The organism is Vibrio chagasii, assembly GCF_002954585.1.
Taxonomy (GTDB): domain Bacteria; phylum Pseudomonadota; class Gammaproteobacteria; order Enterobacterales; family Vibrionaceae; genus Vibrio; species Vibrio chagasii_A.
In genome coordinates this window covers 161885-183119 of record NZ_MSCI01000003.1, presented here as the reverse complement: position 1 = coordinate 183119, position 21235 = coordinate 161885, and the positions used below count along the sequence as shown (strand labels likewise).

21 protein-coding genes are annotated in these 21235 nt (G+C 46.0%); 5 read left to right on the top strand and 16 right to left on the bottom strand.

The window, feature by feature from the left end:
* Positions 1–300 precede the first annotated feature (300 nt).
* Entirely contained in the window at positions 301–513 is a 213-nt protein-coding gene (gene cspE / locus BTO10_RS20730) for a transcription antiterminator/RNA stability regulator CspE (protein WP_063525470.1), read from the bottom strand.
* Between the two features lie 407 nt (positions 514–920).
* A complete protein-coding gene (gene greB / locus BTO10_RS20725; RefSeq protein WP_063525469.1) occupies positions 921–1400 on the bottom strand; it encodes a transcription elongation factor GreB in 480 nt (159 codons plus the stop codon).
* Between the two features lie 940 nt (positions 1401–2340).
* On the opposite strand from greB, the gene BTO10_RS20720 reads away from it, so the two are divergent.
* On the top strand, positions 2341–4671 hold the full coding sequence (locus BTO10_RS20720) for a Tex family protein (RefSeq protein ID WP_105025690.1): 2331 nt from the start codon (positions 2341–2343) through the stop codon (positions 4669–4671).
* A gap of 126 nt (positions 4672–4797) precedes the next feature.
* Here the strand turns inward: BTO10_RS20720 and BTO10_RS20715 are convergent, their stop codons facing one another.
* Together BTO10_RS20715 and bioH are read right to left on the bottom strand one after the other, a co-directional pair.
* The gene (locus BTO10_RS20715) at positions 4798–5271 is read right to left on the bottom strand and encodes a hypothetical protein (RefSeq protein ID WP_004741446.1); all 474 of its coding nucleotides are present in this window, start codon (positions 5269–5271) and stop codon (positions 4798–4800) included.
* Between the two features lie 175 nt (positions 5272–5446).
* Positions 5447–6223, bottom strand: a complete 777-nt coding sequence (gene bioH / locus BTO10_RS20710) for a pimeloyl-ACP methyl ester esterase BioH (RefSeq protein ID WP_004741447.1) — start codon at positions 6221–6223, stop codon at positions 5447–5449.
* Positions 6224–6315: 92 nt separating this feature from the next.
* Here bioH and BTO10_RS20705 point away from each other — a divergent pair, with 92 nt between their 5' ends.
* The 4 genes from BTO10_RS20705 (at position 6316) to cysQ (ending at position 9426) form a co-directional block, all read left to right on the top strand.
* Positions 6316–7029, top strand: coding sequence for a ComF family protein (locus BTO10_RS20705; protein WP_181144010.1), 714 nt, complete (start codon positions 6316–6318; stop codon positions 7027–7029).
* A gap of 109 nt (positions 7030–7138) precedes the next feature.
* The gene (gene nfuA, locus BTO10_RS20700) at positions 7139–7723 is read left to right on the top strand and encodes a Fe-S biogenesis protein NfuA (protein WP_004741449.1); all 585 of its coding nucleotides are present in this window, start codon (positions 7139–7141) and stop codon (positions 7721–7723) included.
* A 288-nt stretch (positions 7724–8011) separates the two neighbouring features.
* Positions 8012–8563: an ADP compounds hydrolase NudE gene (nudE, locus tag BTO10_RS20695; protein ID WP_004741450.1), complete on the top strand. Its 552-nt coding sequence runs from the start codon at positions 8012–8014 to the stop codon at positions 8561–8563.
* Positions 8564–8598: 35 nt separating this feature from the next.
* Positions 8599–9426 carry a 3'(2'),5'-bisphosphate nucleotidase CysQ gene (gene cysQ, locus BTO10_RS20690; protein ID WP_004741451.1) on the top strand — a complete coding sequence of 276 codons (828 nt, stop codon included), beginning with the start codon at positions 8599–8601 and terminating at the stop codon, positions 9424–9426.
* Between the two features lie 111 nt (positions 9427–9537).
* Here the strand turns inward: cysQ and BTO10_RS20685 are convergent, their stop codons facing one another.
* From BTO10_RS20685 to gspC, 12 genes are all read right to left on the bottom strand, one after another.
* Positions 9538–10317 (bottom strand): type II secretion system protein N, encoded by a 780-nt coding sequence (locus BTO10_RS20685; protein WP_105025688.1) that lies wholly within the window; start codon positions 10315–10317, stop codon positions 9538–9540.
* Between the two features lies 1 nt (position 10318).
* Positions 10319–10807, bottom strand: a complete 489-nt coding sequence (locus BTO10_RS20680) for a type II secretion system protein M (RefSeq protein ID WP_105025687.1) — start codon at positions 10805–10807, stop codon at positions 10319–10321.
* Between the two features lie 20 nt (positions 10808–10827).
* Positions 10828–12057, bottom strand: a complete 1230-nt coding sequence (gene gspL, locus BTO10_RS20675) for a type II secretion system protein GspL (RefSeq protein WP_105025686.1) — start codon at positions 12055–12057, stop codon at positions 10828–10830.
* Positions 12026–13072, bottom strand: a complete 1047-nt coding sequence (gene gspK / locus BTO10_RS20670) for a type II secretion system minor pseudopilin GspK (RefSeq protein WP_181144009.1) — start codon at positions 13070–13072, stop codon at positions 12026–12028. Before gspK ends, gspL begins: the two co-directional genes overlap by 32 nt.
* Complete coding sequence (gspJ, locus tag BTO10_RS20665) at positions 13059–13841, bottom strand: type II secretion system minor pseudopilin GspJ (RefSeq protein WP_032554364.1); 783 nt, start codon at positions 13839–13841, stop codon at positions 13059–13061. The genes gspK and gspJ overlap by 14 nt, the downstream gene beginning before the upstream one ends.
* Positions 13828–14202, bottom strand: coding sequence for a type II secretion system minor pseudopilin GspI (gene gspI, locus BTO10_RS20660; protein WP_004741457.1), 375 nt, complete (start codon positions 14200–14202; stop codon positions 13828–13830). The genes gspJ and gspI overlap by 14 nt, the downstream gene beginning before the upstream one ends.
* The gene (gspH, locus tag BTO10_RS20655; RefSeq protein WP_004741458.1) at positions 14189–14782 is read right to left on the bottom strand and encodes a type II secretion system minor pseudopilin GspH; all 594 of its coding nucleotides are present in this window, start codon (positions 14780–14782) and stop codon (positions 14189–14191) included. The genes gspI and gspH overlap by 14 nt, the downstream gene beginning before the upstream one ends.
* A gap of 66 nt (positions 14783–14848) precedes the next feature.
* Positions 14849–15292 (bottom strand): type II secretion system major pseudopilin GspG, encoded by a 444-nt coding sequence (gspG, locus tag BTO10_RS20650; protein WP_004741459.1) that lies wholly within the window; start codon positions 15290–15292, stop codon positions 14849–14851.
* A gap of 83 nt (positions 15293–15375) precedes the next feature.
* Positions 15376–16596, bottom strand: a complete 1221-nt coding sequence (gene gspF, locus BTO10_RS20645) for a type II secretion system inner membrane protein GspF (RefSeq protein WP_105025684.1) — start codon at positions 16594–16596, stop codon at positions 15376–15378.
* Between the two features lies 1 nt (position 16597).
* Complete coding sequence (gene gspE, locus BTO10_RS20640; RefSeq protein ID WP_004741461.1) at positions 16598–18100, bottom strand: type II secretion system ATPase GspE; 1503 nt, start codon at positions 18098–18100, stop codon at positions 16598–16600.
* On the bottom strand, positions 18100–20124 hold the full coding sequence (gene gspD / locus BTO10_RS20635; protein WP_004741462.1) for a type II secretion system secretin GspD: 2025 nt from the start codon (positions 20122–20124) through the stop codon (positions 18100–18102). Before gspD ends, gspE begins: the two co-directional genes overlap by 1 nt.
* 41 nt (positions 20125–20165) lie before the next feature.
* Complete coding sequence (gene gspC / locus BTO10_RS20630) at positions 20166–21062, bottom strand: type II secretion system protein GspC (protein WP_032554373.1); 897 nt, start codon at positions 21060–21062, stop codon at positions 20166–20168.
* Between the last annotated feature and the right edge of the window lie 173 nt (positions 21063–21235).

Genomic DNA, 21235 nt, shown 5'->3' with positions numbered 1-21235 from the left:
TTATTAGAAGTTTGTTTTTGTCTATTTTGTTGAAACCAAAAAAGCTTACGTCCGGTAGAACGAGACATATTTATTCCTTATTTATTTTCGTTAGATATAACGAACCTGTAATATTTTAAATATTACTTACAGTATGTGATGATTATTTTATTTATAAAAACGAAGTAAATAAGAAACGTAACGACAAATACAAAGAGTATGAGAGGAATGTTGAATATTTTCGCGAGGTGATATAAATATAATTTTTGTTACGAGGGAAGTGACGCAAGCAGTCATCGACTACTTGCGCCTACTTAAATCTTATGCAGCTACAACGTTTGCAGCTTGAAGACCTTTTTGGCCTTGCTCTACTTCGAAAGACACTTGCTGGCCTTCTCTAAGAGTCTTGAAACCTTCAGAAGCAATTGCACGGAAGTGAACGAATACGTCAGCACCGCCGTTGTCTTGAGTTAGAAAACCAAAACCTTTCTCTTCGTTAAACCATTTTACTACGCCGTTTGTTTTATTAGACATGTTGTGTCCCTTATATAAAATAAAAATTAATCGCAAGAATAGTGCGATGCGCTGAAAGCTTGAATTATTTAATGTATCTATGAAGCTAAGGGAAACACTGAGGACAACAACAATAACGAAGGAATTCTGAGGGCTTGACTTTTACAACTGGATGTTTCATTTAATAACTCTGAACAACAGAGCGAAGCCATTGTTAGTCATTATCGGTTCATTGTAAAGATATATTTTCATTTGATAAAAATAACTGTTTTTTTATTTAGCCAAAAATCATCGATTTTGACGTACAAGCCTTTCTCCATAAGGGTTTTTAGTTCTTAAAAAAGAATGATAAAAAATTTTATTTTTTGCAATGCCTTTTATCCCACGACATAAAAATGACGCTCAGTCCATAAAAATAGAAATTCAAATTAAGGTTTATCGTATGAGATGGAATTTATAAACCACTCTTTATCCCCATCCGGAGTACGAACAACAAACTCATCATCCACTTCTTTTTTGAGTAACGCACGTGCCATAGGAGAATCAATCGAAATGTAACCTTTAGCATCACCGTAAATCTCTTCAGGTCCAACAATGCGGAAGGTTTTAACATCACCCTCTTCATTTTCAATTTCGACCCAAGCCCCAAAAAACACTTTCCCTTCCTGTTGTGGTGAATAGTCGACAATAGTGACATCAGGCAAGAACTTGCGTAGAAAGCGCACACGGCGATCGATCTGACGAAGCAAGCGCTTATTAAATGTGTAATCTGCATTTTCAGAGCGGTCCCCTAGGCTCGCAGCCCAAGTCACGATCTTAGTAATCTCAGGACGTTTCTCGTGCCATAAATGATCATGCTCAGCTTTAAGCTTGTTGTAACCTTCTCGAGTGATTAGTTTCGTCTTCAATTCAATAACCTTGAGTATTCATAAATGCATTAAAGGCGTTAGTAACGTTTTGTTTATCAGAGATAACAAGCGGAAAGCATGATAATAAAGCCTGCTTTACATAATGTTCAAGCCTATCAGCACTTTTTAATCATACATTCGATTTGACTCGTCACCACACTATCACCAACAGTATGATAAATCGCGAGAGACGCTATACGAGAGGGCCTTGATACAATAGTAAGTGAGCAAGAGAACGAGGTATATCAAAGTGAATTCAGTATGTAGGATTCATCTTATCATCGTAAATGCTGAAGGAGCACTATAAGTCCTTTCCAAGATATTTGACGCAGATAAAAGAAAACCCCGCAAGGCTTTCGCCTAGCGGGGTTAAGTCTCTATCGCAGCAATCCGGCTACTGTTTATCTCTTCGAGATAAGGTGCTCCCTGCATCTTTCCTTGATAGTGGCTAAATCCTTTAACCAATTTCCTTTTTTGTTCATCGCCATCCTAGCGGTGTCCATTCTAGCCTGTCGTCCTGACTGGCGAATCTCATCCAGAGATTATCACTTCCTTGCTGACCACTCATCCTAAGTAATCAAATCTTCATCCTGAAGATACCTAGTCCATTAGGCTTTTTCCTGTTCCTGCCAACTCCCTGTCGACAAGTTAAATATTACGGGAAATGGCCGTGTTTCCTAGATAGTCCTAAAAAACATTTACTGTGGGAAATTCGCCCCAAAACATCAAAACCAATAAAATCATTAGCTTATGATTTTATTGGGACAATTTTCTGAGTTTAAAGTGACTTAGTCTCACATCACTTGTAAGAGATCTCGCACAAAGCGGGTATCACAAACGGAAATTCGACTTCTGACAGGATAATTACACAGTCAAAGCTAGAAAAAGCGTACGCTCACCCCCATGTATTTGTCACGATATTAAATAAGAGATTCATCGGATGAGCCAAGCTATCTGTCGACTGATCGCTGAAGAACTGAATGTTCGTTCTGAGCAAGTCACCGCCGCAGTAACCCTAATTGACGACGGTAATACCGTTCCCTTTATTGCCCGCTACCGTAAAGAGGTTACGGGAGGCTTAGACGATACCCAATTACGTAACCTTGATAGTCGCCTTTCTTACCTTCGTGAACTTGATGATCGTCGTCAAACGATTCTTAAGTCGATTCAAGACCAAGGTAAGCTCACGCCGGAGCTAGAGCGTGATATCACTCAAGCCGACAGCAAGACTCGTCTAGAAGATTTATACCTGCCTTACAAACCAAAGCGCCGCACTAAAGGCCAGATCGCGATTGAAGCAGGCTTAGAACCACTTGCTGACACACTGTGGAATGAACCACAGCACGATCCAGAAACGGAAGCGGCTAACTTCATCAGCACCGATAAAGGCATTACCGATACCAAAGCCGCGCTCGATGGCGCTCGTGCGATCATCATGGAACGCATTGCAGAAGACGCAAACCTACTAGAAAAAATTCGCCAACACCTAACACGCAACTCAGAGCTAGTCGCTCGTGTGGTGACAGGTAAAGAGCAAGAAGGCGAGAAGTTCAAAGACTACTTCGAGCACAACGAAACACTCAGCAAGGTGCCGTCTCACCGTGCACTTGCGATGTTACGTGGCCGAAATGAAGGCTTCCTAACACTGGCGATGAATGCCGATCCTGAACGAGAAGAAGGTGCTCGTGGTTCTTACTGTGAAAACATCATCTGTGATCACTACGGTATTACTCTGAGCAGTGCTCCTGCAGATGCATGGCGTAAGCAAGTGATCAGCTGGGCATGGCGTATTAAGGTTTCTATGCACATGGAAACTGAACTCATGGGCGCGATGAAAGAGCGTGCAGAGATCGAAGCGATTGAAGTATTCGCTACTAACCTAAAAGACCTACTGATGGCAGCGCCTGCTGGCCCTCGTGCAACGTTAGGCCTAGATCCAGGCTTACGTACCGGTTCAAAAATCGCGGTTGTCGATTCAACAGGTAAGGTCCTCGCGACAGAAACCATTTACCCTCACCCACCACAAAAGCAATACGACAAATCAGCACACGTTGTTGAGCAGATGGTTCGTCAGTTTAACGTTGACCTGATTGCGATTGGTAACGGTACCGCTTCACGCGAAACCGACAGCTTTGTGGCTGATGTGATTAAGCGTGGCAACCTAAAAGCGCAAAAGATCATTGTGAGCGAAGCCGGTGCATCGGTGTACTCAGCGTCTGAGTTAGCAGCGAAAGAGTTCCCGAACATGGACGTATCACTGCGTGGTGCTGTATCTATCGCGCGTCGTCTGCAAGACCCTCTGGCAGAGCTTGTGAAGATTGACCCTAAATCGATCGGTGTGGGCCAATACCAACACGATGTGAGCCAAACCATGCTTGCGAAACGCCTAGATGCGATTGTCGAAGACTGTGTAAACGCGGTGGGCGTTGATGTGAATACGGCTTCTGCTGCACTACTGACTCGTGTCGCTGGTCTCTCTAGCGCGATCGCTCAGAACATCGTCGACTACCGTGATGAAAATGGTCGCTTCGAAGCGCGTACGACACTGAAAAAAGTCGCTCGTTTGGGGCCAAAAGCCTTTGAACAGTGTGCTGGCTTCCTGCGTATCATGGACGGTAAGAACCCGCTAGATGCATCATCGGTGCACCCAGAAGCTTACCCAGTGGTGAAGAACATCGCTGAGAAAAACCAGAGAGACATCAAGTCTCTGGTAGGTAACACAGACTTCCTACGTGGCTTGCATGCGATTGATTACACCAATGAAAACTTTGGTGTACCGACAGTGACAGACATCATCAAAGAACTGGATAAGCCGGGCCGTGACCCTCGCCCAGAATTCAAGACCGCTACCTTCGCCGACGGCGTAAACAGCGTTTCAGACTTAGAGCCAGGCATGATTCTAGAAGGCGTGGTATCAAACGTGGCTAACTTCGGTGCCTTCGTCGATATTGGCGTTCACCAAGATGGTTTAGTACACATTTCAGCGCTTACCGATCGCTTTGTCTCTGACCCACGTGAAGTGGTCAAAGCGGGTGACATCGTGAAAGTGAAAGTGATGGAAGTGGATGTTCAGCGTAAGCGTATTGCACTCAGCATGCGTATGAAAGATGAGCCGGGACAAGACAACCGAGCTCAACGTTCAAGCGCTCCTCGCACGCAAAGCCGCCCGAATCAACACTCGCAAGGTGGCCAACGCCGTCGTGAGGAGCCACAACAAAATGGCGCGATGGGTGGAGCATTTGCCGCTGCTTTTGCTAAAGCGAAAAAGTAATCCAATAGCGCATTTGAAAAACAGATTCACCTAAAACAGAAAAACCTGCATCCCTTAGGGTATGCAGGTTTTTTATTATTTATTCAAAAAAGACATCGAAGCTTGATGGGGTCATAAGTTTTCGACTTACAACACGACCAGCATCTCTGATGGAGCATGAGGCGCAACAGCATGACCATAATGATACTTTATGACCTTACGTCGTTTCTCCATCTGTCCCTCCTGAATCGCCGCATCTAAAACATGCTTTGGCAGGCGGAAACGCATAGTATAGCCTTTTCCTTGGTCGGCACTGTATGTTCTCAGCGCCAACAAGCTGAACAGTCTATCAAAAGGATCTTGTGACTCTTCTTGGCTAACCGAATTAGCCTCTGACTCGTTCTCCATTTCATAACCTGGATGGTCTGAAGGGTCCCAAGCCGACTGCTGCCTTCGTTTATCGTCCGACTTTACCTTGCGCTCTGCATTGGTTCTCGCCAATGCTACTGCGGGAGCAACAGGTTCTCGGACTTTATTATCACGCGCAACCTGCTCTGTTTGCACATTAACGGACGGGGCGATTAGTGGCACACTCACTGCAGTTGCAGGTGACACAATCATCGCGAACTCTCCTCAAGAATCGCCCATCGCTGCTGCCATAACACTCTTGTACTGAGTTAGCACAACAGGTGTGGCCAAAGTACTGCACTCTGCTCAGGTGAGAGAGAGATGTCTGAGTATCATGCAGTGCATTGGTTAGATTATATATCGACCAAGATGGTGATAAATTTAGCAATTATTTTTGTGCGAAACTGACTAGCTCACTGCAGAAGGCATCGGCTTCCGTCATAAACGGTGCATGTGAGGATTGAGTGAAGATGTACTGCTCGGTGTGAGGCAGTGCATTGCCCAGATCTTTGGCTACCTTAATTGGTACCAGCCCGTCTAATCGACCATACAAGCGCAGCATAGGAACGGAAATCTCCGGTAATTGCTCTCTTAAATCGACATCAGACAACATCTTTAGTCCTGCCAATAAGGAATCAGGATTTGGTAATGGACGGGACAGCACCGCTTGCTTGAGCTGTTTTACGTCTTGCCTTGCCGAAGGGCTGCCCATGGCTTGCAGCGCCATAAAACGTTCGATGGTGGTTTGGAAATCTTCAACCAGTTGTTCGGTGAATGCGGTTAATACCTTGGGTTGGATACCGCGCCATAGCACCGGCTCTTTCGTGGCTGCGAATTTCGGTGAACTAGCAACCGTCACCAGCTTGCTTACATAATCGGGGTAATGAAGAGCCATGTGCGTCGCCACCAAGCCACCAAGTGACCAACCGACCCAAATCGCTTGCTTAGGTGCTTCAGCCAACAGTTGCTGGGCTATCTCTTCAAGATCTTGAGCGTGGCAATGAGAGCTATGACCGTAACCAGGCAAATCAACAACGTGAACTCGGAAATCAGCCTCTAACGCACTAACGGTTTGCTGCCATACAGCACCGTTCATTCCCCAACCGTGAACCAACACCAAATCGGGGCCCTGCCCTGAAACATGCCAATATAACGCGTCACTCATTCTCAAATTCCCTACTTTTTCCATCAGCGATAACCTGCACTTTTCAGTATGGTGAGCAAAAGGAACACCATAACCCAAAAGCATCGCGAGCTATGTTATCCGATTGGCTACAAAAACACACACCACGTCTGGTCACACCTCAATGTCACCTCTGCAAGCTAGATAAACAGCCTAATGATCATCACCCTCGATGGTGTAACAGCTGCCTAAAACTGTTCGAGCTCGTGCCTCGCTGTAAAAGGTGCGGATTGAAAACGGTCACAGCCGTCGAACAATGCGGTGAATGCTTAGCTAACCCGCCACCTTGGCATCGGCTCTATTGTGTCGGTGATTACACCTTTCCAACCGCTGGCTATATCCAACAGATGAAGTATGCCGATAAATTCTGGTTTGCCCGAGATTTGTCGACCTTGCTCGCGTCACGCATCGAAGAACCAGCACCTCTCATCACCAGTGTTCCCTTGCATTGGCGTCGATACTTTCATCGCGGTTTTAATCAGAGTCAGCTACTGGCGCGTTACACCGCTCAAGAACTCAAAATAGGCCATGCCGTTTTGTTCAAGCGCATTCGCTCAACCGCTTCGCAGCAAGGACTCACTAAATCAGCAAGAAAAAGTAATTTGAGAGGGGCATTCGCGATCAGAAACACCCATTTTTCAGCGATCGATTACTCGCATGTCGCGATAATTGATGATGTTGTAACCACAGGCAGTACTGTGTATCAATTATGCCAATTATTACTTGAAGTAGGGGTGAAAAGGATTGATATTTACTGCATCTGCCGCACTCCTGAGCCCTCTGGATAACTGGCGTGAGTCGCTACTTGTACAGCAATCCAACAAAAAAGGGCTGAATTACAAATCTGACAGGAGTAGAATGGCGCTAATAGCCTACAAATTTACTCAGGTATTCGTCGTGTCAAATATTACTATCACAGAAACAGCTCAAACTCATTTTGCCAATCTGCTGTCACAGCAGCCTGAAGGTACAAACATTCGTGTGTTCGTGGTAAACCCGGGTACACAAAACGCAGAGTGTGGTGTTTCTTACTGCCCAACAGATGCTATTGAAGCGTCTGACACAGAACTTAAATTTGAAGCCTTCTCTGCATACGTAGATGAGCTAAGCCTACCGTTCCTAGACGAAGCTGAAATTGACTTCGTTACTGACAAAATGGGCTCTCAGCTAACGCTTAAAGCACCAAACGCTAAGATGCGTAAAGTAGCAGACGATGCACCGCTTCTAGAACGTGTTGAATACGCAATTCAAACACAAGTTAACCCACAACTTGCTGGTCACGGCGGTCACGTTAGCTTGGTAGAAATCACTGAAGATGGCGCAGCTATCGTAGCATTCGGTGGTGGTTGTAACGGTTGTTCTATGGTTGATGTAACGCTGAAAGAAGGTATCGAAAAAGAACTTCTTCAACAGTTCGAAGGTGAACTGACTGCTGTTCGTGATGCAACTGAGCACGATCGTGGTGAGCACTCTTACTACTAATCTCTAATTTAGAGTTAATCGCTATTTGAAAGGTTGATGCGCAAGCGTCAGCCTTTTTTGTTATATGGATAAGCAAGTTAGGACTATCTAATTCTCTCTATACTCCTTTGTTATCCCGTAAAATTTCACCTCGTTACCATCTTGAGTAAGGTATTCAAGTGATCGTAATCGATTCCTGCTTCAATAATTTTCGGATATGAAAACTCGGATCTAGGAACTCAAGGTCATTTCCCCTATATTAGAATGACTTTATAAGAAAGAATTCCAATGAGCTAAGGAGCGAGCGCAATGACAAAAAGGACCAAGCCAGAGATTTTGGCTAAACAAACTGTCGCTCAATCAAGACTATTCTCTATCGAGTCTCTCGACTTACGCTTTTCAAACGGTGAAGAGCGCACTTACGAACGCATGAAGCCTAGCGGGCGCAACGCAGTGATGATGGTTCCGATTACTGAGCAAGGCGATATTCTATTAGTCCGTGAATATGCAGCGGGAACTGAACGCTACGAACTCGGCTTTCCAAAAGGGCTGATTGATCCAGGTGAACAGCCAAATGACGCTGCGGTTCGTGAACTCAAAGAAGAGATTGGCTTTGGTGCTAACAAACTCACTCCACTCAAGGAAGTGATTCTCGCTCCCTCTTATTTTTCTAGCAAGATGACTCTGTTTATCGCAGAAGACCTCTACCCAGAGAAGCTAGAAGGTGATGAACCTGAACCACTGGACATTGTGCGCTGGCCGCTTGCTCAAGCCGAAGAGCTATTAACGCATCTCGACTTCTGTGAAGCTCGCAGTATTACCGCCCTACTATTGACCCTTCGCTCGCTAAATAATAACTAAAGCTATAAGCGCTAACGAAGAGTAAGAGAATATTTATGCCAACAACAAAAGATTTGTCTCACCTCCTACCCTCTGTGATTGAGGTTGCTCGCTCTGCAGGCCAACTCATTTTAGAGATCTACGAAAAGAAAGATTACGAAGAGTTCACCAAGAGTGACGACACGCCTGTCACCAGTGCCGATCTAGCTGCGCATAAACTGATCTCGAAAAAACTGAGTGAGCTCACGCCAGATATCCCTGTACTATCTGAAGAGGCCGCTGACATTAGCCTAGAAAAGCGCGCACAATGGGACCGCTACTGGCTGGTTGACCCACTAGACGGAACGCAGGAGTTCATCGCAAGAAGCGGTGATTTCGCGACAATTATCGCCCTAATTGAGCACAACAAGCCGGTAATGGGTGTGGTGTATGCTCCAGTTTCTGGTGTGAGCTATTACGCCTACAGCGGTAAAGGGGCATGGAAGATTCCAGACCTTAACGATAGCGTCAAAATCAAAACGCATCGTCATGAGCTACCAAACCAATCTATTGCAATGGCGATCAGCCGTCGCCAAGACATCAATCGTATTACTAGCCGTATGAGTCCTGCTTGGAACTATGACTTAGTACCATTAGGCTCAGCAGCTTTGAAAGCCTGTTTAGTCGCTGAGGGTGCTGTCGATTGTTACTTACGCCTTGGGCCTACTGGCGAGTGGGATACCGCTGCGACACAGTGCATTGTTGAAGAGGCGGGTGGACGCATCTTAAGCACTCAATTAGAGCCACTCTCTTACAATGAAAGAGAGACGCTTGAGAACCCGAACTTCATTGTGCTGGGTGATGCAGACTTACCATGGGCCGAGATCTTACAAAGTAAAGATTAGGGTCTGTTAACCTTTCGAGCTGATACAGTATTCAAACAAAATGGGCACCTCGATGAGGTGCCCATTTGTTATATCTTGTTATCAGATAACCAGCAGAACTTAGTTATCTAACTAGAAGCGACCTTGGTAGCTAAACTGGTACTTACCTTGGCTATCTGGATTACCAAGCCACTTAAGCTGACTTTGCATAGCTGACGGGAATTCTGCACCCGGTTTAAACCATGCTGCCGAGGTGTAGCTTTGATTTGGTGTGACACTCGCAGAGAACTCACTATCCACTTGAGCACTCTTCTGGGAGCCCTTGGCTGCCAGTGTATTATCTTCGCAAGTGATGTCAGCAATCACAGGACCAAGGTCCAACGAACCCACCGGCGAGTCGACTGCAGCACCAGACCAAGCCACAGTGCCTTCTCCAGACTGACACCAAGGTTGAGAATGCACCGCATGCTTGATCGTCAGCTCAACTTGTCCACCAATTGAAACCGGGACAGGAATCGCTGGCGCATACTTCATCACATTCGCAGCAGGCATTGATGCGACTAAGTTTTCCGCATACGCACCGCTCATGCTGTACCCAACGCGCCCTTTTCCTGACAAGTTCATGTCGCTATTACGGCCAAAGCGCACCGCTAATTCAGCTTTGGCTTGGAAGAGTTTAGAGAACTGAAAATCCCACTGCACTGAACCGTAATTAACACGCTGCCAAGAAATATTGTTAGCGCTGCCTTGCCAAACCGTTCCTTCAACACCTTCAATATTCAAACCGCGCACGACAGGTGCATGTTTGAGCACAAAAGAGGCCGGTAGATGCAGCAACAGACTAACCGAGAAAAAGACAATAAAGATGCCGCCAAAGAGTAAACCTAACTTCAAAGATAAACCGCGTTTCACATTAACCTCGTTTAAACTGTAGTCGGTTGACCTCAATAACCCCTGGGTTATCGGAGCGATCAATGTCCATAAACTCAACCTCGACACCCTGCTTCTCTTTCAAGTATGTCAGCCAATCGACGAACTGATTAAAAGGCACAGGTTTCACCCAGACTTGTAGCATCTCGCCACGCGGCTGAACTCGAATTAATTCAATCTTAAAACGACGCATAGAAGCAGGCACAGATTGGTTTAAAGGCTGGCTAGCAACAATCCCACCACTTCCTCGAAGCTCCACCACTTCGTTGGCTTTGTTGGTTACCCAAGCCAGTAGTTGCTTCTCGCTTTGAATACGGTTTTGCGCCATCTCAGCTCGCTGACTAAGCGGCTGCAATAGCCCCCAGTACACGATACCTACCACCAATAGAATGGAACAACCGATCACTAATCGTTGCTCTCTTTGACTTATTGAAGTCCACCACGCTTGGAGTGGCTCAATCATACTTCTCATCACTGATCTCCTTACGCAGTTTATTGACGGGGTTTAAGGGTAAAGCTACCAAATACGGCATCACCATTACGATTCAATGGCCCTTGCTCAACGGTAAACTTCTCTTCTAGTTTCACTCGCGCAGTCTCGAAATGTTGGAAGTCAGAACTCTTCGCTTCCAATCTCACTTCAGAGCGGTTGCCGTCGTAGCGAATACTATTCACTTCGATGGCTTTCACTTGTCCTAAAGTTTCTGGCAGTAACGCTAGCCATCCAAGTAAGGAATCACCACCACCCGAGCCACCATACTTCTTAGCTTCGTCGTTCATCTGGCGCTTAAGGTAGCTGACCGTTGGAATACGTTGCTTGCCCGGAAGTACGCTTCTAAAAATACGTTCACTCTCCGTTCGGTACGCTTCGGCTTGTGCTTCGTACTGCTGAACCTTTAAGACTTGCTGAGTGACGATCACCGCCACCAGCAAACAAGCTGCGATCGCTACTTTTTGCCATACACGCCAGTACTTACTGAATGAAGATTTGGTTTTAAAGGTGCCAGTCAGTAAGTTTACGCCACTTGTGATGGCTTGTTGGCTCAGTAAAGACATCACCAGTTCAGCAGGCTTAGCTTGCCACTCAATGCCACTTTGCTGTTGAATGTCATCACTTGGCAGTGCGGTGTAGCTAAAAATCGTTGGTGACTGCTCTTCATCATCCAAGGCAACCCAATCACTTTGTAAGAACATCGCTAGCCACGCCTCATTGATCGACACTGCTTGATAGTTGCTTTGACGCAATAACCAATGTTGGTCGATCTGCAGCGCACTGATGCCCTGATCTTCTAAAGGCAAGGCTAAGGTATCAGGCAATACTTTACGAAAGATAATGTTAGCTTCGCGGAAAGTATCCAGCGCCTGCTTCAGCCACTCGCGTTCCACACCACACACGGTGGCATGCGTTGCGTCTTTATCCAAAATAGTCAGATGTAAATCTTCGATATCTTGCGCAACTTCGTCTTCTAATAAAAACGGCAGCATAGAATCGAACTGGCGAGCAGCACCCTTCGGGATCTCAACACGCTTAATTAAGCACTCATTTCCCGGCAATAAAGCGATACAACTGCGTTTTTCAGCGTAAGGGGTTAACTCATCCAGCTGCTCCCAGCTAGACAGTTCGCCACTTGCTATCACTTCTTGTTGGCTTGTCGACCAAACTAACCACTGCACTGGGCTCTGTGGTTCGCTACTCAGTCGAACGGTCAGAAACTCGCTCACTGATTCCTCCAAAACGACGGCGTACCACCGTCACTGTTTCTCGATTACTACTATAGAAAAGCGTTCGTATACGTACACGAGATTGCTCAACTAAAACCTCTGCATCTAGCTCAAAATAGGCACTATCTACAGTTAAATATGCTTTTGCTTTTTTGCTGACGTCAGCACTGACCGCGGTAATGGCGCCCTCGGCCATAAAATCATCCACAGTGTCCCAGCCATCAAACGGGCGCTTATCAATCAGTTGTTTCGCATCCGACTCACTCAAGCCTGGTGCAAACATCGCTTCCAATAATGGCGCTTGTTGCTCCGTCAAGGTATTCACATTCAGTCGAAAATCATCGGTCGGTAAGGCACACACAAAAGGGCGAACTTTATTCATGACCTCACCAGTCACCTGATACACCGCTCTAAGCTCAGACTCATCCGCCATTAAACCATTTGGCGTAACATAAGGTGGCTTCATCGCCTCATAGGTGCTGTCCTCGACGCCTGCTGAAGAAGTGGCTCGAGTATCGCTATCGACAAACTCCCAGCTTGAATGCGCGATAACCTCAGCCTGATAAGGCTCAACGTCTTGGTTTTCCAATAAGGTTTGCCAAACCGTCACTAAATAAGGTGTCTGGTTGCTGGAAGTGGTTGCCACTCCCGCTAATGCATTGAGATTAAAACAAGATTGCGCGTCAATAATACGCCCTTTAACTTGCCCATAATCTAATGGATATACCTGCTCTTCCAATGCCCACGGCTGACTTAGGTTGACCGTATCACTGTCTTTGTAGCTTTGCCTAATACCATCTTGTACGAGCGCTTCAACGCCAATGCTATACCAATAAGCTTGCTGGTAATTCAGCTGGTTACCAACCCGTTTGAATTGAGTAAACAAGCGTTCCGACATGCTGCCTGCAATGGTTGCCATTATCGCCAGTAACATCAGGATAATGATCAGTGCGACACCACGTTGCTTACGACCTGGCGCTCGTCTTGTTAATACAAGCTGATTAGTTCGACGCATCACCGTCCCCCTCGCTACTATCTGAGGAGTCACTGCTTGAAGAGTCACTGTTTGAATCACCACCAACCTGATCTAGAGTGCCACTTGGTGTCAGATAAATTCGCTCTATCTCACCATAATCTTTTAACGTCAGCTTAAGTCTCACCGCCTTTGGTAACGACTTATCGCCTTGCCACTCTTTACCCCAACGCTTTCCGTCGTAGAACTCAAACTCCAAGGCCTCAACCTCATCAAGCAAAGGGGTGATGACCGCTTCCTGCCCAGCTGGTGTATCAGGGTAGCGCCACCACACACGTTCAAGCGTCTCTTCTTTAAGACGGTAGCCCACTTTCGTCACTTCACCACGAGGAAACTGCTGCTGTGGGTTATGCCAACCAAGACGAGTAAATACGACACCAATGCTATCGGAGTCCAATAAATACTCTTTCACTATAACCAGCTTAGATGATGCTTCTTCACCATCAGTACGAAATTGTCGCACTGCCATCTGGCGAAAATCATTATCTAAGATAACTAAACTGCGCTGTAGTTGGTTCAAACGAGCACTGCGCTCTGTTGAAAGCTCGTTGCTTCGCTGCACTTGATTCACTACTTGATAGGCCGCCATACTCAGCGTGGCAAAAATAGCAATCGAAACGAGCACCTCAATTAAAGTAAAGCCTCTCCCTTTTGAAGATAGACCTTGCTTGCGAGGCATGCTGTTGTTTACTGTCATGCTTTTAACTAACCGCATTCTCTTAGTTGACCACACGCTTTTAGTTGACCACATAGCTGCGCACCGTAACGACTGGAGAAGCCTGTTTGCTGGTTGCCACACTCACATCAAACGCTTTTAGCATATTATCGGCCGTATCGATTGGGGTAACTTTCCAAAACCACTCTCGGCCTGCTAGCTCTTGTGTACCTTGTGTCTTTTTCAGCTTCTCCGGGTGTAACATCACCAAAGCCATTTGATTATCAACGACCATAGCCGCGAAGGTTTTTTCTTCTAAATAACTCAATGTATTGATGTGCTGAGTTACGGCGCGAATCACACTGATCGCAGCAGTAGCAAAGATCGCAAGCGCAACCAACACCTCAAGCAGCGTCATACCACGAGAGCGATAAGGAGAACGGTTATTCCTCTTCATCTTCTTCTCCTGGTTCTAACAATCGAATCACACCATTATCTGATACTTTAATGCGCCAACCATCTTGTATGGTATCGCCAGTATTGGGATAGAAAGAGAGTGTAAATGGTGTCACTTCAGCACTCGACAAGATAAAAACCTGTGGTGGCTTAGGCTTCTTTTCTTCTTCAAGATCAGCAAACATATCTTCATCAAATAAGCTTCCTGGGTTGAATAACCGATCATCGTCGGCCCATGCGCCACCGCCTAAACTGAGTGATAATGCGAGATCTTCTGGTAATTCTGTTGAAGAGGGTATTTTTTCGAATTCGACTTCCTGCCAGCCTTCAGACTTAAGCGTCATCAGAACATAGGTCGATTTCTTTTCATCGATGCGAATACCAAAATCCAGACCACTCAAAATCGCTTCTTCGCTGAGTAGTTGAATTCGTTGATAGAAACTTTGAGCGTATTTTTTGGCGACGTCTTTACTATTGGTAGGAATGGTCGCAATCACAGCGACCGCCGTAACTGATAGTAATACCAACACCAAAAGAATCTCAATCAAGGTGAAACCTGGCTGTTTGTGCGTAGTTTTCACCTTGCAGACTCCATATGTTTACGTCCGACCATCAAATAACGGCATCAAGCGACAATAAGCCTAGGCTTACTGAAAATCTTGCATGTTCCAGTTACCGATATCCGCAGCAATACCTTCACCGCCTTCTTGACCATCTGCGCCAAGAGTAAAGATGTCGATAGTGCCGTTATCACCAGGGCTTAGGTATTGGTACTCGTTGCCCCATGGGTCGTTAGGTAGGCGCTTGATGTAACCACCATCGCGGTAGTTACGAGGCTCTGGGCTGCTTGGCTTAGAAACCAGTGCATCCAAACCTTGATCCGTTGTTGGGTAAACGCTGTTATCCAGTTTGTACATATCTAGCGCATTCTCTAGCGCCACGATATCTGTGATGGCTTTCTGTTGATCAGCCTTCTCTTTGTTACCCAATAGGTTAGGTACAACAAAGCTCGCCAACACACCAAGGATAACCACAACCACCATCACCTCTAGTAGGGTAAAGCCTGATTGTTTCTTCATTTTATTTTTCATTATTTTCTCCAAATTACAGACAACGAGTTGAGGGGGAATGTTGTCCTTCTTCTCGATAATCCAAAAACGTTCTATGAACAGTATTAGCCGCTCATTAAGTTGTTCATTTCAAGCATTGGCATCAGAGTCGCCATCACAATAAACAGTACCAAACCTGCCATCAGAGCGATAAGTGCCGGGGTAAAAATGCCTAACGCAATATTTACCGTCGACTCAAAGCTTTGGTCTTGGTTATCGGCTGCACGAGTCAGCATTTGCTCTAATTGACCACTCTGCTCACCACTGGCAATCATATGCAGCATCATCGGCGGGAAGAGCTTAGTGTGATCAAGCGCTTTACGCAGGCTTGCCCCCTCTCTCACGCTATCTGATGCTTGTAACACTTGTTGTTTCACATGGTGGTTCGACATCACGTCAACCGCAACCTTCATCCCCTCAAGGATTGGAATCGCACTTGATGTACAGATTGAAAGTGTACGGGCAAAACGAGAAGTATTGATGCCTTTCGCTATCTTGCCGATCAGCGGGATACTCAACAATTTTCGATCCCAACTTAGACGAACACTCGGTCTTTTGAGCGCAGTCTTAATCAACACAATCACACCAATGATCAGCAACAGTAATTGGATACCCCAATCCTGGATAAATTCACTCGATGCCAATAAAAATTGAGTTGATTGAGGAAGCTCTTGTCCCATCTGAATAATAGGTTCAACAATCTTAGGTACTACCGTTGCTAATAGGAACGAAACGATGGTCACCGCAAACACCACCAGCACAACAGGGTAGATCATCGCTTGCAGCAGCTTAGAGCGCATCTTCTGGCGGTTTTCAGCATAATCGGCTAATCGTTCTAGTACCGCATCCAAGTGCCCAGATTTCTCACCAGCCGCGACCATGGCTCTAAACAGCTCATCAAAGATATGTGGGTAATCAGCCAAGCTATCAGCCAGCGAGTAACCTTCCGTCACTTTAGAGCGAACCGCCAGTAACATAGTTCGAATACGAGGCTTTTCCGATTGCTCCGCTACGGCCTTCAAACACTCCTCTAACGGCATGCCAGATTGTACTAGAGTGGAAATTTGGCGAGTAATCAAAGCAAGGTCTGGTGTACTGATGCCACGCTTAAAGCTGGTCGATGGCGCTGAGCCTTTCGCTGTTTTCGCTTTAGCTTCGGTCATCTCAACCGGCATTAAGCCTTGCTCTTTTAAGCGCTGGCGAGCCTGACGAGCGTTATCCGCTTCAATCGAGCCCTTTTTGCTTTTGCCTTTGGCATCCAGTGCTTTGTATTCAAATGCCGCCATACTAGACTTCCTTGGTCACACGCATCACTTCTTCTAGTGAAGTGATACCTTGACGAACCTTAGCTAGGCCATCATCGCGAATACTTGGGGTTGTGCTACGAACCGATTTTTCGATCGCTTGCTCACCGGCTTCACTGTGAATTAACTCTTGTACCGACTCATCAACCATGAGCAACTCATGAATACCAGTTCGGCCACGATAACCCTTATGATTACACGCCTCACAACCTTTCGCATGATACAGCGTTAGGCTATCTTTCTTCTTCAAATCAAATAGCTTTTTGGTCTCTTTGTCCGCTTCGTACGGTTCTTTACAGTCGTTACACAAAGTACGAACTAAGCGCTGCGCCAACACACCAAGCAGTGAAGAGGAAATAAGAAATGGTTCGATACCCATATCACGTAGACGCGTAATGGCACCTACTGCTGTATTGGTATGGAGGGTCGACATCACTAAGTGACCCGTCAAAGAGGCTTGAACCGCAATCTCAGCAGTCTCTAAGTCACGAATCTCACCAATCATTACCACATCCGGGTCTTGACGAAGAATCGCACGTAAACCGCGAGCAAAGGTCATATCCACCTTAGGGTTTACTTGTGTTTGGCCGATACCATCGATATCGAATTCGATTGGGTCTTCAACGGTAAGAATGTTACGTTCGTTGCTGTTTAGCTCTTGCAGGCCTGCATACAAGGTTGTGGATTTACCCGAACCTGTAGGACCCGTAACCAAGATAATGCCGTGTGGACGCTGAATCAGTTTACGGAAGTTCTCGTGGTTCTCTTCAGTCATACCTAAACTGTGCAGGTCTAGGCGAGTCGCGTTTTTATCCAAAAGACGCATTACCACACGCTCACCATGCGATGAAGGCATGGTTGATACACGAACGTCGACGGCTCGACCACCAATACGCAGTGAAATACGACCATCTTGTGGCACGCGCTTTTCCGCAATGTCTAACTTCGCCATAACCTTTACACGCGACACGAGCAGCGGCGCAAGTTTACGGCTTGGCGCGAGAACATCACGCAACACACCATCAATACGGAAACGAATCGAAAGCGACTTCTCAAAGGTTTCGATATGGATATCCGAAGCACCTTCTTTGATCGCCTCACCCAACATCGCATTAATCAGCTTAATGATTGGCGCATCGTCTTCAGACTCAAGTAAGTCCTCATCTTGTGGCAGCTCTTCTGCCAATGAGAAGAAGTCATCACTGTCGGCGCCAATATCTTCCATCAATTGGCGCGCTTCTGAAGAGTCGCGCTGGTACGCGTCGGTCAGTTTTTTATCAAACTCGTCTGCAGTGATCGCTTGTGGCGTGAAACCATTTTTCACAACACGACTCACCTCGATGATCGCCGCCGATTTCAGTGGCTCAACATAATAAAGTATCGGTGCGCGCTCTGGATGCTGAGACTCCAACACCATCTTGTAGCGATTCGCAAAGCTAAACGGCAAGCGCTGATAAGTACGTGCCGCCCCTATCAACTCAGCCATTATTCTTGTTCCATTTGATCGATGAAGGCTTGGATCTCAGCCGGATGATTCCTCTCTGAACCGAATTTAGGCAACACTGGGATGTTGTCGTTATCCATCAATTTCAGGCCTTGCTCTGACTTATACAGCTGTTCAGCACGGATGAAGTTGTATTTACGCTGAGTGATACCATCGGCTGTCATACCATCACGAATGATGGTTGGCTTGATGAATACCATTAGATTCTTTTTCTCAACCTGAGTACTGGTTGATTTGAATAGATGACCGAGCACCGGGATGTCGCCCAATAGTGGCACCTTAGACTCACTCTCTAATGCACGCTCGTCAATCAGACCACCAAGTACCAACATTTGACCGTCTTGAACAATCACTGAAGTATTTAGCTGACGCTTAGCAAAACGGACATCAACCGCACCGTTGGCACCTAATACGTTCGATACTTCTTGTTCAATATTCAACTGAACGGAATCGCCTTCGTTGATTTGAGGCACCACTTTAAGCTTAATACCCACTTCTTTACGTTCAACCGTTTGGAATGGGTTATCGTTGTTTGAACCAGCTGAAGAGCCAGTGAGAACCGGTACTTCTTCACCAACGATAAACGACGCTTCACCGTTGTCCATCACGGTAATGCTTGGAGAAGATAGGATATTTGAGTTTGAATCAGTCGCAACTGCACTGATCAAGGCTGTCCAGTCGCCCATCACCACACTCATTGCGGCACCGTTTACGCTAGACAATGCAGAGGCTAATGTCGAATAATCCCCTTTTTCTGTTGTGGTTTCATTTCGCAAGAAGTTATTGTCTGAGTCGTAAACCGCTTTCGTGGTTGTCGAGTCTTTTGCTTCTTCTATACCAACCATAACCTGACCGATCGATGCGCCAGTGTTACTGTATTGAATCATGGCACCCGTTTCTAGGTTACCCCACTGCACGCCAAGGTTAACGCCGTCACCCTCTGCCATTTCAACAATCAAGGCTTCAATCAATACTTGAGCACGACGAATATCCAGCTGAGCAATCACATCTTGTAGCGCGTTCATGATATCTGGCTGTGCGGTAATCACTAACGAGTTCGTATCGCTGTGCGCTGAAATCACGACTTTATCGCGTTGAGATGAGCTGCCTTTAGTTGAAGTTTGCTTCTCTGATTGCAGGTTGTCCGACACGCCTTTCAGTACATCGACTAAGTCTTCTGCTTTTGCATATTTAAGGTAGATAACTTGGTTATTACCCTTAGTTGCCATCTCGACATCAAGTTGCTCAATCAGCTTTCTTAAACGGCTACGCACCTTAGGGTCACCAGAGATAAGAATTGCATTGGTACGCTCGTCGGCCACCAGCTTAGGTTGTAGGAATGCTGGTGTGTTCTTCGCGTCGGTGGTTTTGTTCAACGCATCAACAATACGCACCATTTCCGCGGCTGAAGCGTTTTTCAGCTCTACTACTTCAATCTCTTTATCACCGGCTTGGTCAACACGCTTGATGATTTCAGCTAAGCGATTTACGACCGCAGCACGGCCAGTAATTAGGATGATGTTCGCTGGGTCGTAGTGAACAACGTTACCCGCACCCGCATTGTCATTCAGCTGACGTAGCAATGGCGAAAGCTCACGAACCGAAACATTACGAACCGTCACAACGCGAGTGACCACACTGTCGCCTTTAATATTTTCACGATCGCCAACCACAGGAATCGCAGAAGTCTTAGAATCCTTAGCCTTGATGATCTTCAGAACACCCGAGTCCATTTCGACGACGGCATAGCCGTAAACCTCTAAGACGTTTAGGAAGAAGCTGTAATATTGTTCTTCATTGAGCACGTCATAGCTGCGCACATCAATTTTTCCGCGTACCGATGGGTCAACGATGATCGTTTTCTCAAGGTTACGGCCAACAATATTAATAAACTCTTGAATGTCAGTGCCTTTAAAGCTGGCACTAAAATCATTAGCGATGGCTGCGGGTGTGCAGATTAAGCTTCCTGCCAGTAACCATGCACTTTTCTTAAACCAATGCTTCACGTACTTCTCCTACACTTTCGTCTTTTATTAGACGCAAAGTTTTAAAATTCAATAAATACTTCATGTTGTTGCCCATCTCTCTCGACGACCAGATTTAATTCTGTCAGTTCTGAGATTGAACGGAATATGTTGCCCATAGCGGCTGGGTCTGTCAGGTCTTGACCATTTAACTGAGTCGCAATATCTCCGTTTTGGAGCCCAACAGAGTTAAAAAGTTCTGAATCTTTGCCAGGGCTCACACGATAACCAATCACACTGTCATCGCGCTTCACCTGAGATAAACGAACATATTGGAAGATTTGCTGTGGATCTTTCATTATCTTCGCTTTAATTTCATCGAGCTTCTCTTCTGCAGAAGCTGGATTGTTACCACGCACTGAAGAAGAAGCGCGGCGTGGTGCAGGTTCAGATACTGCCAGACGCTTATACTCAATACCTTCTAGCATCAGGGTTTCATCACGACCTGAGTTATCAATGATCACGCGATCAATTAATACGGCTTTGAGTTTGGCTCTGGTGCCTTCTATCTGTTCATTAATCCCGTAGGTCGCTTGCGTACCACGGTTGGCAATCACGGCTAAGCTCAATTCCGGATTAGAACTGGCAACCGCACCGACTAACACTAAGTTAAGACGAGTCTTAGGCGCATCCTGAATCACCTGTTGTTCAACCACTGCAGGCTTGCTTGGGTTGTAAGCGCCAAACATGTTGCTCTTTTGCAAAGAAGAGATATCTAAGGTTGATTGAGGGGGCGTAGACGATGAGGCTGTTGCTTTCCAAGGCACGACGGTTTGCTCGGCCGGTTCAATAAACCAGACAAGCTGCCCTAAAATCCATGCAGAGGCTGCAATAAGCACACAACAAATAGCGAGGCTCAGTTTCTGCTGAAGCACAAATCCATTATCTAATAAGCGGCTCAGCAGCGGGGAATTCCCCATACGACTTTTGAGCTCTAAAAAGTTCACTTTAACTGACCCATCCATAACTAAGAAAACTGTAACTTACTAAACTTTCAGCTTTTTATGCTTAAATCCTGTCCATGCTTTCTTGAAAGCATAAGATCTTAAACTATATCATAGAGAATCTATAAATCTTCATTACCTAAGCTATT

What these genes read in the sequence shown, in the direction of transcription:
- cspE (WP_063525470.1), bottom strand. Translation starts at nt 513, where the DNA reads ATGTCTAATAAAACAAACGGCGTAGTAAAATGGTTTAACGAAGAGAAA.
- BTO10_RS20720 (WP_105025690.1), top strand. Translation starts at nt 2,341, where the DNA reads ATGAGCCAAGCTATCTGTCGACTGATCGCTGAAGAACTGAATGTTCGT.
- BTO10_RS20715 (WP_004741446.1), bottom strand. Translation starts at nt 5,271, where the DNA reads ATGATTGTGTCACCTGCAACTGCAGTGAGTGTGCCACTAATCGCCCCG.
- bioH (WP_004741447.1), bottom strand. Translation starts at nt 6,223, where the DNA reads ATGAGTGACGCGTTATATTGGCATGTTTCAGGGCAGGGCCCCGATTTG.
- BTO10_RS20705 (WP_181144010.1), top strand. Translation starts at nt 6,316, where the DNA reads ATGTTATCCGATTGGCTACAAAAACACACACCACGTCTGGTCACACCT.
- nudE (WP_004741450.1), top strand. Translation starts at nt 8,012, where the DNA reads ATGACAAAAAGGACCAAGCCAGAGATTTTGGCTAAACAAACTGTCGCT.
- cysQ (WP_004741451.1), top strand. Translation starts at nt 8,599, where the DNA reads ATGCCAACAACAAAAGATTTGTCTCACCTCCTACCCTCTGTGATTGAG.
- BTO10_RS20680 (WP_105025687.1), bottom strand. Translation starts at nt 10,807, where the DNA reads ATGAGAAGTATGATTGAGCCACTCCAAGCGTGGTGGACTTCAATAAGT.
- gspK (WP_181144009.1), bottom strand. Translation starts at nt 13,072, where the DNA reads ATGCGTCGAACTAATCAGCTTGTATTAACAAGACGAGCGCCAGGTCGT.
- gspJ (WP_032554364.1), bottom strand. Translation starts at nt 13,841, where the DNA reads ATGTGGTCAACTAAAAGCGTGTGGTCAACTAAGAGAATGCGGTTAGTT.
- gspI (WP_004741457.1), bottom strand. Translation starts at nt 14,202, where the DNA reads ATGAAGAGGAATAACCGTTCTCCTTATCGCTCTCGTGGTATGACGCTG.
- gspG (WP_004741459.1), bottom strand. Translation starts at nt 15,292, where the DNA reads ATGAAAAATAAAATGAAGAAACAATCAGGCTTTACCCTACTAGAGGTG.
- gspF (WP_105025684.1), bottom strand. Translation starts at nt 16,596, where the DNA reads ATGGCGGCATTTGAATACAAAGCACTGGATGCCAAAGGCAAAAGCAAA.
- gspE (WP_004741461.1), bottom strand. Translation starts at nt 18,100, where the DNA reads ATGGCTGAGTTGATAGGGGCGGCACGTACTTATCAGCGCTTGCCGTTT.
- gspC (WP_032554373.1), bottom strand. Translation starts at nt 21,062, where the DNA reads ATGGGGAATTCCCCGCTGCTGAGCCGCTTATTAGATAATGGATTTGTG.